The organism is Spongiimicrobium sp. 3-5 (assembly GCF_046557915.1).
Classification (GTDB): domain Bacteria; phylum Bacteroidota; class Bacteroidia; order Flavobacteriales; family Flavobacteriaceae; genus JBHEBG01.
On record NZ_JBHEBG010000001.1, the window covers coordinates 440073 to 453267 of the forward strand.

The window sequence follows — 13195 nt, forward strand, 5'->3', positions numbered from 1 at the left end:
GTCTTATATCCTCTTTCCGTTTATTTTCACCTAACTAAGATATCACTTAAATTTGTATGATGTCCGATGCCCTTCCCTTAAGAAAGATAATACATGTAGACATGGATGCCTTCTATGCCTCCGTAGAGCAACTAGACAATCCTGAACTAAAGGGCAAACCCTTGGCTGTAGGCGGAGGTGAAAAAAGAGGGGTGGTTTCGGCGGCTAGTTATGAGGCCAGAAAATTTGGTGTGCGCAGTGCTATGAGTGGTTATTTGGCGAAGAGAAACTGCCCAGAGCTAATCTTTGTTAAACCCAGGTTTGCGCGTTACAAGGAAATTTCACTGGAAATACGAAAGATCTTTCACCATTACACAGACTTGGTAGAACCGCTCTCTCTAGATGAAGCTTATCTTGATGTCTCCGTAAACAAAAAGGGAAACCCTTCGGCAACCTTGATTGCAAGGGAAATTAGACAGCGTATCCACGACGAACTAGGACTTACAGCATCTGCAGGAATCTCCATTAACAAATTTATAGCCAAAGTGGCCAGCGATTACAATAAACCTAACGGACAGAAAACCGTAAATCCGGAAGAGGTTCTTCAGTTCTTGGAGGATTTGGAAATTAGAAAGTTCTACGGTGTAGGTAAGGTAACGGCACAAAAAATGTATAAACTAGGTATTTTTAACGGAAAAGACCTTAAAACCAAACCGCTGGAGTTCTTGGAACAACATTTTGGAAAGAGTGGATCGTTTTATTACAATGTAGTAAGAGGAATTCATCATAGCGAGGTAAAGCCACATCGCATTCCAAAAAGTGTGGGAGCAGAGCGTACCTTTAACGAAAATCTAAGTAGTGAGGTTTTTATGCTAGAGCGTCTAGAAAATATTGCAACAGAGCTCGAGAAGCGCTTAAGGAAATCGCAAATTGCCGGTAAAACGATTACTCTTAAAATTAAATACAGTGATTTTACACTACAGACCCGTAGCAAAACCCTCCCCTATTTTATTGCCGATAAAAATCTGATCATGGAGACCGCCAAGGAGCTCCTTTATCAGCAGACTATGCAAAATTCGGTACGCTTACTCGGTATCTCTCTGGCCAATCTAAACACCGAAAAAAAAGAAACACCTCAGGAAGAGACTGTTACTGTGCAGCTTAAGTTTGATTTTTAATGAAAGAAAAAGCCCGGTAAGTATAAAACCTCCGGGCCTTGTCAAAACCTAACTCTCAACAAATTATTTTACTACCAGCGTGTTATCCGTAGATGTTGGGTTTAATGGGCAAAAATATACATACTCTCCCTTACTCAATTTAGTAGGCTTGGAAGCTTGCTTAGTCCCTGTGGCTACTGCTTTGGTAACATAAGCTGTTTGAATATGGTTTTCGGGTTTGGAAACATCCTTACCTTTTTCCACCAAAACAAAACCTACATCGTGTCCCACACCATTGTTGGAAATTTCAAAAACATAGGTACCTTCCTTAACGGTAATCTGTTTTTGGGTAAATTCACCTGGTGTCTGCTCCAAGCTAATAGTACTGGAGGATTCTTTCATCATCTTATCTTGGGCATTGGCAGAAAATGCTACCCCGACAATCATTGTTACTAATACAATTACTTTTTTCATAATACTCTTGTTGTTTTATAAATATGATTTAAAAATTAAACTTCTACGCTCTGTAAAGGTTGTGCAACTGGAAAATCTATAGGAACATTTGTAGTCCTATGCAAATAGTTGGAAATGGTTTTGTCGCCGACCACAACTATGGTGTCTATAAGGTTTTCTTTGGTCCATCCTGCATTCAGAAAATTGTCTACTACAGCTTCCGATGCTGCTCCACGATTTTCCGTAATATTTTTTGAAAGGCGTGCCAATGCATCCAACTTGTTATCAAATGATGCGTATCCTGCCCTTAGTTCTAATATCTGGTCATCCGTAAAACCATTCATTTTTCCTATGGCGGTATGGGCAGACAAACAATACGTACAGTTATTTACTTCGCTCACAGCCAGGTTTATAACCTCTTTCTCCTTGGCTTTCAAGGAGGTTTTGGCGTTGGCCAAAGTTAAATAGTTCCCCAAGGCATTTTCTGAATGTGCATACGTTGCATACAGGTTGGGAACAAACCCTACTGCTTTTTCCAAGTTATCGAATATCGCTTGGTTGTTTTCGCTTACTTCTTCTCTTTTTGGTACATTAAATGTGCTCATGATCTTAAATTTTACTTGTCCCTAAAGTAAATCGGGGACTAATTGATACTCCGTTAATTTTAAAATTGAATGTGCGGTTTCTCAGCATCACAATAAAAATCGTGATGGTGCTTTTCCTCACAATGCGTCTTTGGACTTATAGTATTTACTACAGCTTTTTTTTCTTGTCTGAAAATCTCGATGAGATTAAAAATGGATTTGTGACTTATATGCATCTTTTACCGTTTTTAAATTACAAGGCAAAGATGCGATACAAAAGCACTGAGGTGTTAGGCGTAATTGCCCGAAGGCTTGTAGAAATTTCCCTCAACCGCCTAAAAGGGCAGATTCTCTATACTGGGTAGGTGAATATGCGGTCATTTTTTTAAAGAACCTACTAAAGTGTGCCGGATCGTTGAAGCCCAATTCGTAAGCTATTTCCTGATTTTGCTTGTCGGAGAAATTCATTAGTCGCTTGGCTTCCAGAGCCAGGCGTTCCAAGATAATTTGTTGTGGTGATTTTTGGTTGTAAATAGCGAACAAATTGGAAAGGGTCTTGGGAGATTTGTATAACATATCCGCATAATCACTGACTTTGCGTTTCGTCTTAAAATGTAAATCTACCAGAACATTGAACTTTCTAATGACATCTATATGCTCGTTATCCAACTTTTTTACAATAAGCTGTTCTTTGGCCAAGCGGGTAGACATAATGATTAGCCGCTTCAATAACATTTGTAGCATATCGCCCTGAATTTTGTCTGGGGTATTAAACTCATCAATAAATACCTCCAACAATATATTAAACTTACGCTCCTGTTCTTTTGGTATGGTAATTATAGGAAGGTCTTGCGTTCCAAAGAAAAGAATGCCGTTACAAGAGACCTCGCTATCATGGTCCGTAATACAGTAAAACTCTCTATTGAACAAAAATGCCGTTAACGGCAATTCCGAAACTTTATAGGAAACATGTTGCAGATACGTAGTGGTCACCAACTGGCCAGGAAGCAATTCTATTTCCAATCCGTCTACCTCAAATTTCACTGGGGTATTGTTCCTGTTCCACAGAATTTTTATGGTCCCCGAGCTTATCGAAAAAGAAGCCTCGTTTGCAAGTATATCATCTGTAAGACCAAATATTGACGTTGTTTTGGGGTTGGAGAACTCTAGTTTCATAGTATAAATTTCATAGATTTCGCGGATAATATAAGCCCTTTTATCCTTTTATTTTGGAGGAATTGGACATGTAAGTAGCTTTTTCAATTACATAAGTCCTTTTTTTTTGTTTATACTTACATCAAGATAAAGACATACCATGAAGTGATTGTTAAACAAAACTGTTAATCATTTAAACAAACTTTTGCACAAAGGAATCTTTTGGTAATATTGAACTTTCTTTTTGGTAGCCGATCCATTTTAAGATTTTACCCTTATGACAGAAATAAACGATTACGACAAGGCAGCACATAAATTTTACAATACTCAAAAAATAACCGGCCCATCTATACTTTCTTGGGATATCTTTAGTACTTACTTCGATAAGCTGTGCAAAAATTATGCGGATATCCATTCGTTGAACGTTTTGTCTAAAACCAATAATTGGTCCTATTCCTCCGTATTTGAAGAGGAACTGCTTCAAAAAGAGAGCGTAATCATTGTAACAGATCCATATCTAAGTATTGTACACGCTTCCAATAATGTTCATGGGATGAATGGATATAAACCGGAGGAGATTTTAGGTAAAAAACCCAAAATGTTCCAAGGAGAGGGTACTAATAGGGAAACTACCGCTTATATATCTGAGGCGGTAAAAAATAAGGTTCCTTTTGAAGCTACCATCCTAAATTATAGAAAAAACGGAGAGCCCTACAAATGTTGGATCAAGGGCGGGCCAGTTTTTGATAAAAGGGGCAAGGTGGTAAACTTTATTGCCTTTGAAAAAGAAGTGGCTTAGGCTAACCTTATTTACAGCAAAAGATCGTGATATCATCTGCTAACCTCAAGACCTTTGTGCAAACACGGTCTTATATAGATACTAGGATTAAAAATTACAGCTTTCTATTTCCGTTACCCTTAAGGTATTTACCATTCCCTTATCTTTAATCGGCATTGCGGCCAAACTAATTAACATGTCTCCTGTATCCAAAAAGCCTTTTTGGCAAGCTATTTTATTTACGTCTTCGATGGTTTCGTCAGTGGAAACGTATCTATCGTAATAAAATGCCTTTACCCCCCAAAGAAGGTTTAATTGGGTTAGTATTCTTTTGTTGGATGTGAACACCAAAATATGTGCACTAGGTCTCCATGCCGATATTTGAAAAGCGGTATAACCACTATTGGTAAGCGTTGAAATGGCCTTTGCTTTAATTTCATTGGCCATAATGGCCGCATGGTAACATACGGATTTGGTAATGTACCTTTTGGTACGTATATGGGGTGGATCGTGAGGGACCGCAATTAAGTCCGAACCTTCCACACTTTTTAGTATGCTCGACATTTTTTCTATTACCTGCACCGGATAGTTTCCCACGGAGGTTTCACCAGATAGCATTACGGCATCTGCGCCATCCATTACAGAATTGGCCACATCGTTTACTTCCGCTCTGGTAGGAGTAAGACTGGTAATCATAGTTTCCATCATCTGGGTCGCTATGATAACAGGAATCCTAGCTTTTTTTGCCCGCAGTACCAACTGTTTCTGAATTAATGGTACTTCTTGGGCCGGCACTTCCACTCCAAGGTCACCACGTGCTACCATGAGGCCATCGCAATAGGCCACAATCTTATCAATATTATCAACCGCCTCGGGTTTTTCTATTTTGGCAATTATTGGAATTTTGTGCTCGGAATGTTCTTTTATAATGTTCTGAAGATCGATTAGATCTTGACTAAAACGCACAAAGGACAATGCAATCCAATCCACATCCAAGGAAATTGCAAAAATGGCATCTTTAATGTCCTTTTCAGTTAATGCGGGTAACGAAATGTTAGTGTTTGGTAGGTTTACCCCTTTCTTGGATTTTAATGGTCCGCCTTGAATTACCTTAGCCGTAACCTGATCTTTCTTGTTGGTAGAAACTACCTCGAACATAAGTTTCCCATCGTCTAACAGAACGCGCTCCCCCGGTTTTACATCTTTAGGAAAACTATCGTAGTTCATATATACCCTTTCCGCTGTCCCTTCAAAAGGTTTTCCGGTAGCAAATACTATTTCATCGCCTGGCGCAACAACAACCTCTCCGGCCATTGCCCCAACCCTAAGTTTTGGGCCTTGTAGATCAGCTAAAATGGAAGTGCTTGTTCCTAACTCTTCGTTTAACTCACGTATTATTTTAATGCGCTCGATCACATCTTCATAATCGGCATGGGAGAAATTTATTCGAAAGACATCCACTCCGGCCGCAATCATGTCTCGTAGCACTTCCTTCTTACTGGTCGCAGGTCCTAGGGTTGCTACTATCTTGGTCTTTTTTTTACTTGGCATCTTCTTAAAAGATTAAATTTTGTTTAGATTTTAGTGTGTTGGTTTCTATGGTATAGGCGGTAATCATCTCTGGTATGGCCAAAAGGCTTTTTACGAGATCTTCGGTAACATCCAGATCGTCCTGTTCAATTTTCAAAAAGTAATCCACCTCTTTATATTCGGATACTAGATAGTGCACGGTATAGGAGGTTTCGTCCCGAAAAAGACCGTTTTGGTCCAAATCCGATTCCCCCATACTTGTGTTCGTTATCAAAGTCCAGTACTTGTCATTTATCAGGTCTTTCCATTCAAAAAATGGGAAAGATACGTTCTCGGATATGTCCAAATCCATACGGGGACGTTGCAAGCTCGATTTTAAATATTTATTGATGGCATAGGCAGCAGCGTAATCTTCCAAGCTACTGTGCAAGGCGATCAATTTAAACGAATCATCATAAAAATCTTTGGAAATTTTATGTACAACTGCCATAACTCCTCACATGAAGACGTAAATATATAATTAATAAAGAAACTAGCCTAGCCAATAGCGGGGTTTGAAACGGCAAGTGCCCACGAAAACGTTAGAGTTACAGGTTTTGGCCTTAAGATTTGTCCATTCTGTCCTGTAAAGCAAAATAGGCTCTTTTGGAAGCTTTTTCCTCCGCCTTCTTTTTTGAGGTAGCTCTTGCTTTGGCCATAACTTTGTTTTCTATGGAAAGCTTAACCGCAAAATGTTTCATAACATCGTTACCCGTATCTTCATAAATATCGAAGTGAAATAATTTTTTCTGTTTTTGGCACCATTCAATGATCAAGCTCTTATAGCTAATTACTTTGCCTTCGAGCAGTTCTATATCAACATAAGGTTCTATGACCCTTTCGTTTATGAACTTTTCACAAAAGTTGTATCCCCTATCCAAATAAATGGCCCCCACTAGGGCTTCAAATACGTTTCCATGTATATTATCCCCGAAATGCGACTTTGGGATACGGCTCTTAACAAACTTGATAAGGTTTAAATCTTTCCCCAATTCGTTAAGATGTTCCCTGCTTACGATTTTAGATCTCATTTTGGTAAGATATCCTTCATCGCCGTTAGGCACTTCGTTGTAAAGATGTTTGGAAATAATAGTCCCAAGCATAGCATCGCCCAGAAATTCTAAGCGCTCATAGTTCATAGGGGTACCACTTTCATCCTTTTCATTGGCTGATCTGTGTAGAAAAGCTTTTTTAAATATTTCGAGATCCTTTGGTCTAAATCCTAAAATTTTTGTTATTCCCAAAAAAAAATCCCCATCCTCCTTCGGATGGGAATTAAATATATTGGCGGGAAAACTCATTTTTGTTTAACTGATTTTTTTGAAAACAACACATGCATTATGACCTCCAAACCCAAATGTGTTGCTCATGGCAACCTTAACCTCTCGTTTCTGCGCCTTGTTAAGCGTTAAATTTAAAGATGGGTCTATGTTCTCGTCCACGGTTTCGTGGTTTATCGTAGGAGGCACCAAACTATTTTCCATGGCCAAAATAGATGCTATGGCCTCAATGGCACCAGCAGCCCCCAATAAATGACCGGTCATAGATTTGGTAGAATTGATGTTGATATTGGGCGCATGATCGCCAAATACCTGTGAAATTGCTTTCAGCTCGGCAACATCACCCAAGGGCGTAGATGTACCGTGTGTGTTGATCGCATCTATATCCTCAGGTTGCATTCCGGCATCGCGCAAGCAATTTTGCATAACCCGTACCACTCCAATTCCTTCTGGATGGGGCGCTGTCATATGATAAGCATCGCTAGACATACCTCCTCCGGCAACCTCAGCATAAATTTTTGCGCCTCTTGCCTTGGCGTGTTCATATTCTTCCAAGATAAGGGCTCCTGCTCCTTCTCCCAAAACAAAACCATCCCTGGTAGCGTCAAAAGGCCTAGAAGCCGTTTCCGGACTTTCATTTCTTGTAGATAGGGCATGCATGGCATTAAACCCGCCCATTCCTGCTATGGTAACGGCAGCTTCACTACCTCCTGTTACCACAACATCGCAATGTCCCAAACGGATATAGTTAAGTGCATCTATCATGGCGTTCGCCGAAGAGGCACAGGCCGATACTGTGGTATAGTTAGGCCCCATGAAACCATGTTTGATGGAGATATTGCCAGGGGCAATATCCGCTATCATCTTTGGAATAAAGAAAGGATTAAATCTTGGGGTGCCGTCACCTGCGGCATAATTCATTACCTCGTTCTGGAAGGTTTCCAGACCACCAATACCGGCGCCCCAGATTACCCCTACCCTGAACTTGTCTATTTTATCCAAATCCATCCCAGAATCTTTAATGGCCTCGTCGGAGGACACCAAAGCATATTGGGCAAACCGGTCTAATTTTCTGGCTTCTTTTCTATCAAAAAAATCAGCCGAATCATATCCTTTTAGTTCGCAAGCAAACTTCGTTTTAAATTTTTCGGTATCGTAATAGGTGATAGGGGCACAACCACTTTTGCCATTCTTCAACCCATTCCAGTATGCCTCAATATCATTACCGATAGGTGTTAAAGCACCTAAACCTGTAACCACTACTCGCTTTAACTGCATTGAACCTAATTTTTGTTTATAATCCCTAAGGCAAGTGTAAATTAAAAAAAATTATCCATGCGGCACGGTTGCCACATGGATATTTTTAATCTTGTCCAAGAAATCATTAAATTACTTCGCTTCTTCTATATAACTTATGGCTTGGCCAACTGTTGCAATGTTTTCAGCTTGATCATCTGGGATTTGAATATCGAATTCTTTTTCGAACTCCATAATCAACTCAACAGTATCCAATGAATCCGCCCCTAGGTCGTTGGTAAAGCTAGCTTCTGCGACTACTTCGTTCTCATCAACACCCAATTTATCAACGATGATAGCTTTTACTCTTGATGCAATGTCTGACATAATAATATCGGTTTTATATATTTAAATTGTTGGCAAAAATAAAAAACTTTGGTTTAATAACACTATTTATGGTCAAAATGTATGGTAATTTAAGAAATTTAAGCTCAAGAGTATTATTTTAGCCTATAATTCTTCTCGCTTAACCTTTAATTAGCTTAATGAAACGAATTGTTCTTTTTGCCTCGGGTTCCGGGACCAATGTTGAAAATATAGCCCGTTACTTTCAGGGCAATGAAAAGGTTACCTTGGCTTGTGTTTTTTCCAATAAGAGGCAGGCAAAGGTTTTGGAAAGATGCAACAATCTAAATATTAGCTATTTATGTTTTAATAAGCAGGCGTTTTACAACACCACTTGCGTATTGGATGCCTTAAAGGGGCTTAAACCAGATCTTATTGTGCTCGCAGGATTCTTATTGAAAATACCAGAAAACCTTGTGCAAGAATTTCCAAACAAAATTATAAATATCCATCCTGCCCTGTTGCCAAAATACGGAGGTAAGGGAATGTATGGCATGCATGTACACCAAGCAGTTAAGGATAATAATGAAGAGGAAACCGGAATTACCATCCATTATGTCAACGAAAAATATGATGACGGTGCCATTATAAAGCAGTTTACAACTAAAATTCTACCGCAGGATAGTGCAGAAACCATTGCACAAAAAGTGCATCAGCTAGAATATGAGCACTTTCCGGAAACGATTTCAAACCTGTTATTGTAGCATTAAATGGGTAAAAAAGAGAAGTTCTATACCGTCTGGAAAGGAAAACGACCTGGTATTTATACCACTTGGAAAGATTGCAAGGCAGCAATCAGTGGCTACAAAGGTGCACAATACAAGTCGTTTGCATCTTTTGCCGAGGCAAAAAAAGCATATAACGGTGATTATAACGATTATAAAGGGAAGAAAACAAAAACTGCATCGCTCTCCAAAGAACAACTGCTCAGAATAGGAACACCAAATTACAATTCCATTTCGGTAGACGCCGCTTCTAGCGGAAATCCGGGCATTATGGAATATCGTGGTGTAGACACAAAGACGGGAAAGGAATTGTTTAAACAAGGCCCTTTTAATGAAGGAACCAATAATATAGGTGAATTTTTGGCGTTGGTGCACGGCTTGGCATACCTAAAGCAAAAAAAAAGCGAACGAATAATATACACGGATTCTAGAACCGCCATGAGCTGGATCCGAAAAAAAATCTGCAACAGTAAACTAAAGAAGACCGCAAAGAACAAAGCAGTTTTCGAAATGGTAGATAGGGCGCTACATTGGTTAAGGAACAACGAGTACAATACCAAAATTGTGAAGTGGGAGACCAAGGCATGGGGAGAAATCCCTGCCGATTTTGGGCGTAAATAATGACCTTCAAAATTTAGTGCTTTTCGCTATCGCGTTTAGATATTCAAAAGTGTATATTTGCACAAAAATATTAAACCTAATGGGTAAATTGCTGATAATTGGCACGGTTGCTTTTGATGCCATTGAAACTCCCTTCGGAAAAACAGACAAGATTTTAGGGGGCGCCGGTACCTTCATAGGCTTGGCAGCCTCTCAATTTAATGTAGATTCGGCCATTGTTTCGGTCGTGGGTGATGATTTTCCACAAGAATACCTTGATTTACTTTCTAGCAAAAACATAGATCTATCGGCCTTGGAAATTGTAAAAGGGGGTAAAACCTTTTTCTGGAGCGGTAGGTACCATAATGATCTTAACACAAGGGACACCTTAGCTACGGAGCTTAATGTACTTGCTGATTTTAATCCTGTGGTCCCAGAAAATTTTGCGGACGCCGATGTGGTTATGCTTGGCAACCTGCATCCCAATATACAGTTAAGTGTCGTTGATCAGATGAAGGTAAGACCTAAACTGATTATCCTGGACACCATGAATTTTTGGATGGACAATACCCTTGATGAATTATTACAGGTAATCAAAAAAATAGATGTCATTACCATTAATGATGAGGAAGCCAGGCAGCTTACCAACGAATACTCCTTGGTTAAGGCCGCCGCCCAGATCCAAAAAATGGGCCCTAAATACGTTGTTATAAAAAAAGGGGAACATGGTGCACTGTTGTTTCATGAAGACAATATCTTTTTTGCACCCGCCCTGCCATTGGAAGAGGTATTTGACCCAACCGGAGCTGGAGATACCTTTGCGGGTGGCTTTGCCGGTTACCTTACTGAAACCAGAAATGTTTCGTTCAACAATTTAAAGAATGCAATAATCCACGGTTCCAATCTAGCATCGTTCTGTGTAGAGCGGTTTGGCACTGAACGGATGGAAAATCTGAAAAGGGAAGAAGCTTCCCAAAGATTGCTTCAGTTTAAGAAGTTGACACAATTTGATATAGAATTGCAATAAAAAATATGCCCTGATCTTTCAGGGCTTTTTTAATTTAGAGAAACAATGAGTGATGCTATTAAGCATGAGTGCGGAATTTCCTTGATACGATTGCTAAAACCCCTGGAATACTATAAGGAGAAATACGGTACTGCCTTTTACGGTGTTAACAAAATGTACCTAATGATGGAAAAGCAGCACAACCGTGGACAAGACGGCGCTGGTTTTGCCAGTATCAAAATCAACATGGAGCCCGGTGAACGATACATGAGCAGGGTACGCTCCGTGCAATCACAACCCATTCAGGATATTTTTGATCAAATCAATGATCGCATAAATACCGCTTTGCAAAAACATCCCGAATATGCAGATGATGTTGCACTGCAAAAAAAGAATATCCCCTATATCGGTGAGTTGCTGTTAGGGCACGTACGGTATGGCACCTTTGGCAAGAACAGTATAGAAAACGTACATCCCTTTCTTAGACAGAACAATTGGATGCATAGAAACCTTATCGTGGCCGGTAACTTTAATATGACCAACGTTAACGAACTCTTTGGCAACTTGGTAGAGTTAGGGCAACATCCTAAGGAAATGGCGGATACGGTGACGGTAATGGAAAAAATAGGGCATTTTCTAGACGATGCCGTGGCCAAGCTGTACAAACAAATAAAAAAGGAGGGTTACAATAAAAGAGAGGCGTCTCCCCTCATTGCGGATCGTTTAAATGTGGCCAAAATTTTGGGTAAGGCTGCCAAGAACTGGGATGGAGGTTATGCCATGACCGGCTTATTGGGACATGGTGATGCTTTTGTTTTGAGAGACCCATCAGGAATTAGACCTACCTATTACTATAAAGACGATGAAGTAGTTGTTGTAGCCTCAGAAAGACCAGCAATACAAACTGTGTTCAATGTAAAATATGAAGAGGTTAAGGAGTTAGACCCCGGACACGCCATTATTATAAAGAAGAACGGGGGTGTTTCCCTAAAACAAATCCTAGAGCCCCGAGAGCGTAGGGCGTGTTCCTTTGAGCGTATTTATTTCTCTAGAGGAAGCGACAAGGAAATATATCAAGAACGCAAGGAATTGGGTAAACTGCTTTTTCCGCAAATTTTGACCGCCATAGACAGCGACATAAAAAACTCTGTCTTTTCCTATATTCCCAATACCGCCGAAACATCCTTTTTTGGACTTGTAAAAGAGGCACAAAACTACCTCAACAACAAAAAGGAAGAACAAATACTTTCTATTGGCGCCAAGATAACCAAAGAGGAATTACACAAGATCTTGGATGTTAGGCCTAGGATAGAGAAGGTTGCAATAAAGGATGCCAAACTAAGGACCTTTATAACGCAAGACAGCAGCAGGGATGATCTGGTGGCCCATGTTTATGATATTTCCTATGGTTCGGTAAAAGAAAATGATAATCTAGTGATCATCGATGACAGTATTGTAAGGGGAACAACACTTAAAAAAAGTATCCTTCGAATTTTAGACAGGTTACTGCCCAAGAAAATTGTAGTTGTATCCTCCGCCCCTCAAATACGTTATCCTGATTGTTACGGTATAGACATGGCCAAACTAGAGGATTTCATTGCCTTTAAAGCGGCACTTCAGCTGCACGAAGATCGTGGTACCATGGATGCGGTGCATGCAATTTACAAAAAGTGTTTGTCTCAAGTAACTTCTAAAGACAAAGATGTTGTGAATTACGTTAAGGAATTCTACGCACCATTTAGTGCCATTGAAATTTCCGAAAAAATAGGAGAGTTACTTAGTCCAAAAGGTGTTAAGGCAGAAGTTCAAATTATTTACCAGACCATAGAGAACTTACATTTGGCCTGTCCTAAGAATTTAGGGGATTGGTACTTTACCGGAAATTACCCAACACCGGGTGGCAATAAGGTGGTAAATAGAGCCTTTATCAATTTTTACGAAGGGAAAAATCAACGGGCTTATTAACAATTCTATCGATGAAATACATCATTTTGTGCATTTCGTCGATAATTTATGCTTTTTATCGTCTTTATGGCCGCTAAGGAGCAAAGCCAAATTACATTAGACTCGCCATAGCATAAGTAGGTTAAGTTCATGGTAAGATTTGGGGCAAAAAAGGTGGAGACTTCTCCACCTTTTTTATTTGCCATACATTCAGCATACCACTCTGTATTCCCACTGTTTAAATAATCTCCCATCAAAAACTGTATTTCACCCGATTATAATGGTGTTAAACTAAAACCTTTCTCCCTCCGAACACTTTTAACT

The 13195-nt window shown here is 39.7% G+C and carries 14 protein-coding genes; 6 read left to right on the plus strand and 8 right to left on the minus strand.

The features are described from left to right. The first annotated feature begins 59 nt into the window (after positions 1–59). Positions 60–1157 carry a DNA polymerase IV gene (dinB, locus tag ACEQ81_RS02055; RefSeq protein ID WP_411030360.1) on the plus strand — a complete coding sequence of 366 codons (1098 nt, stop codon included), beginning with the start codon at positions 60–62 and terminating at the stop codon, positions 1155–1157. A 63-nt stretch (positions 1158–1220) separates the two neighbouring features. On the opposite strand, the gene ACEQ81_RS02060 is transcribed toward dinB, so the two are convergent. The 3 genes from ACEQ81_RS02060 to ACEQ81_RS02070 form a co-directional block, all read right to left on the minus strand. Continuing rightward, on the minus strand, positions 1221–1610 hold the full coding sequence (locus ACEQ81_RS02060) for a cupredoxin domain-containing protein (protein ID WP_411029181.1): 390 nt from the start codon (positions 1608–1610) through the stop codon (positions 1221–1223). 35 nt (positions 1611–1645) lie between these two features. Beyond that, positions 1646–2194 carry a carboxymuconolactone decarboxylase family protein gene (locus ACEQ81_RS02065; protein ID WP_411029182.1) on the minus strand — a complete coding sequence of 183 codons (549 nt, stop codon included), beginning with the start codon at positions 2192–2194 and terminating at the stop codon, positions 1646–1648. A 306-nt stretch (positions 2195–2500) separates the two neighbouring features. Next, positions 2501–3349: a helix-turn-helix domain-containing protein gene (locus ACEQ81_RS02070; protein WP_411029183.1), complete on the minus strand. Its 849-nt coding sequence runs from the start codon at positions 3347–3349 to the stop codon at positions 2501–2503. A gap of 256 nt (positions 3350–3605) precedes the next feature. Here ACEQ81_RS02070 and ACEQ81_RS02075 point away from each other — a divergent pair, with 256 nt between their 5' ends. After that, entirely contained in the window at positions 3606–4127 is a 522-nt protein-coding gene (locus ACEQ81_RS02075; protein WP_411029184.1) for a PAS domain-containing protein, read from the plus strand. Between the two features lie 87 nt (positions 4128–4214). Here the strand turns inward: ACEQ81_RS02075 and pyk are convergent, their stop codons facing one another. From pyk to ACEQ81_RS02100, 5 genes are all read right to left on the minus strand, one after another. Then, positions 4215–5657, minus strand: coding sequence for a pyruvate kinase (gene pyk / locus ACEQ81_RS02080; RefSeq protein ID WP_411029185.1), 1443 nt, complete (start codon positions 5655–5657; stop codon positions 4215–4217). A gap of 4 nt (positions 5658–5661) precedes the next feature. Beyond that, positions 5662–6126: an IPExxxVDY family protein gene (locus ACEQ81_RS02085; RefSeq protein WP_411029186.1), complete on the minus strand. Its 465-nt coding sequence runs from the start codon at positions 6124–6126 to the stop codon at positions 5662–5664. 112 nt (positions 6127–6238) lie between these two features. Then, on the minus strand, positions 6239–6976 hold the full coding sequence (gene rnc / locus ACEQ81_RS02090) for a ribonuclease III (RefSeq protein WP_411029187.1): 738 nt from the start codon (positions 6974–6976) through the stop codon (positions 6239–6241). A gap of 6 nt (positions 6977–6982) precedes the next feature. Continuing rightward, positions 6983–8233, minus strand: coding sequence for a beta-ketoacyl-ACP synthase II (fabF, locus tag ACEQ81_RS02095; protein ID WP_411029188.1), 1251 nt, complete (start codon positions 8231–8233; stop codon positions 6983–6985). Positions 8234–8344: 111 nt separating this feature from the next. Beyond that, positions 8345–8578: an acyl carrier protein gene (locus ACEQ81_RS02100; protein WP_009778413.1), complete on the minus strand. Its 234-nt coding sequence runs from the start codon at positions 8576–8578 to the stop codon at positions 8345–8347. A gap of 158 nt (positions 8579–8736) precedes the next feature. On the opposite strand from ACEQ81_RS02100, the gene purN reads away from it, so the two are divergent. The 4 genes from purN to ACEQ81_RS02120 all read left to right on the plus strand — a co-directional run bounded on the left by purN (position 8737) and on the right by ACEQ81_RS02120 (position 12892). Then, the gene (gene purN / locus ACEQ81_RS02105; RefSeq protein WP_411029189.1) at positions 8737–9300 is read left to right on the plus strand and encodes a phosphoribosylglycinamide formyltransferase; all 564 of its coding nucleotides are present in this window, start codon (positions 8737–8739) and stop codon (positions 9298–9300) included. A gap of 6 nt (positions 9301–9306) precedes the next feature. After that, positions 9307–9942: a viroplasmin family protein gene (locus ACEQ81_RS02110; RefSeq protein ID WP_411029190.1), complete on the plus strand. Its 636-nt coding sequence runs from the start codon at positions 9307–9309 to the stop codon at positions 9940–9942. 79 nt (positions 9943–10021) lie between these two features. Next, positions 10022–10948, plus strand: coding sequence for a PfkB family carbohydrate kinase (locus tag ACEQ81_RS02115; protein WP_411029191.1), 927 nt, complete (start codon positions 10022–10024; stop codon positions 10946–10948). A 45-nt stretch (positions 10949–10993) separates the two neighbouring features. Further along, complete coding sequence (locus ACEQ81_RS02120; protein WP_411029192.1) at positions 10994–12892, plus strand: amidophosphoribosyltransferase; 1899 nt, start codon at positions 10994–10996, stop codon at positions 12890–12892. Positions 12893–13195: the final 303 nt, after the last annotated feature.

Coding starts and splice junctions, on each gene's coding strand:
- ACEQ81_RS02120 (WP_411029192.1), top strand. CDS start 10,994: ATGAGTGATGCTATTAAGCATGAGTGCGGAATTTCCTTGATACGATTG.
- ACEQ81_RS02060 (WP_411029181.1), bottom strand. CDS start 1,610: ATGAAAAAAGTAATTGTATTAGTAACAATGATTGTCGGGGTAGCATTT.
- pyk (WP_411029185.1), bottom strand. CDS start 5,657: ATGCCAAGTAAAAAAAAGACCAAGATAGTAGCAACCCTAGGACCTGCG.
- ACEQ81_RS02110 (WP_411029190.1), top strand. CDS start 9,307: ATGGGTAAAAAAGAGAAGTTCTATACCGTCTGGAAAGGAAAACGACCT.
- ACEQ81_RS02100 (WP_009778413.1), bottom strand. CDS start 8,578: ATGTCAGACATTGCATCAAGAGTAAAAGCTATCATCGTTGATAAATTG.
- ACEQ81_RS02115 (WP_411029191.1), top strand. CDS start 10,022: ATGGGTAAATTGCTGATAATTGGCACGGTTGCTTTTGATGCCATTGAA.
- rnc (WP_411029187.1), bottom strand. CDS start 6,976: ATGAGTTTTCCCGCCAATATATTTAATTCCCATCCGAAGGAGGATGGG.
- dinB (WP_411030360.1), top strand. CDS start 60: ATGTCCGATGCCCTTCCCTTAAGAAAGATAATACATGTAGACATGGAT.
- ACEQ81_RS02075 (WP_411029184.1), top strand. CDS start 3,606: ATGACAGAAATAAACGATTACGACAAGGCAGCACATAAATTTTACAAT.
- fabF (WP_411029188.1), bottom strand. CDS start 8,233: ATGCAGTTAAAGCGAGTAGTGGTTACAGGTTTAGGTGCTTTAACACCT.
- ACEQ81_RS02070 (WP_411029183.1), bottom strand. CDS start 3,349: ATGAAACTAGAGTTCTCCAACCCCAAAACAACGTCAATATTTGGTCTT.
- ACEQ81_RS02065 (WP_411029182.1), bottom strand. CDS start 2,194: ATGAGCACATTTAATGTACCAAAAAGAGAAGAAGTAAGCGAAAACAAC.
- purN (WP_411029189.1), top strand. CDS start 8,737: ATGAAACGAATTGTTCTTTTTGCCTCGGGTTCCGGGACCAATGTTGAA.
- ACEQ81_RS02085 (WP_411029186.1), bottom strand. CDS start 6,126: ATGGCAGTTGTACATAAAATTTCCAAAGATTTTTATGATGATTCGTTT.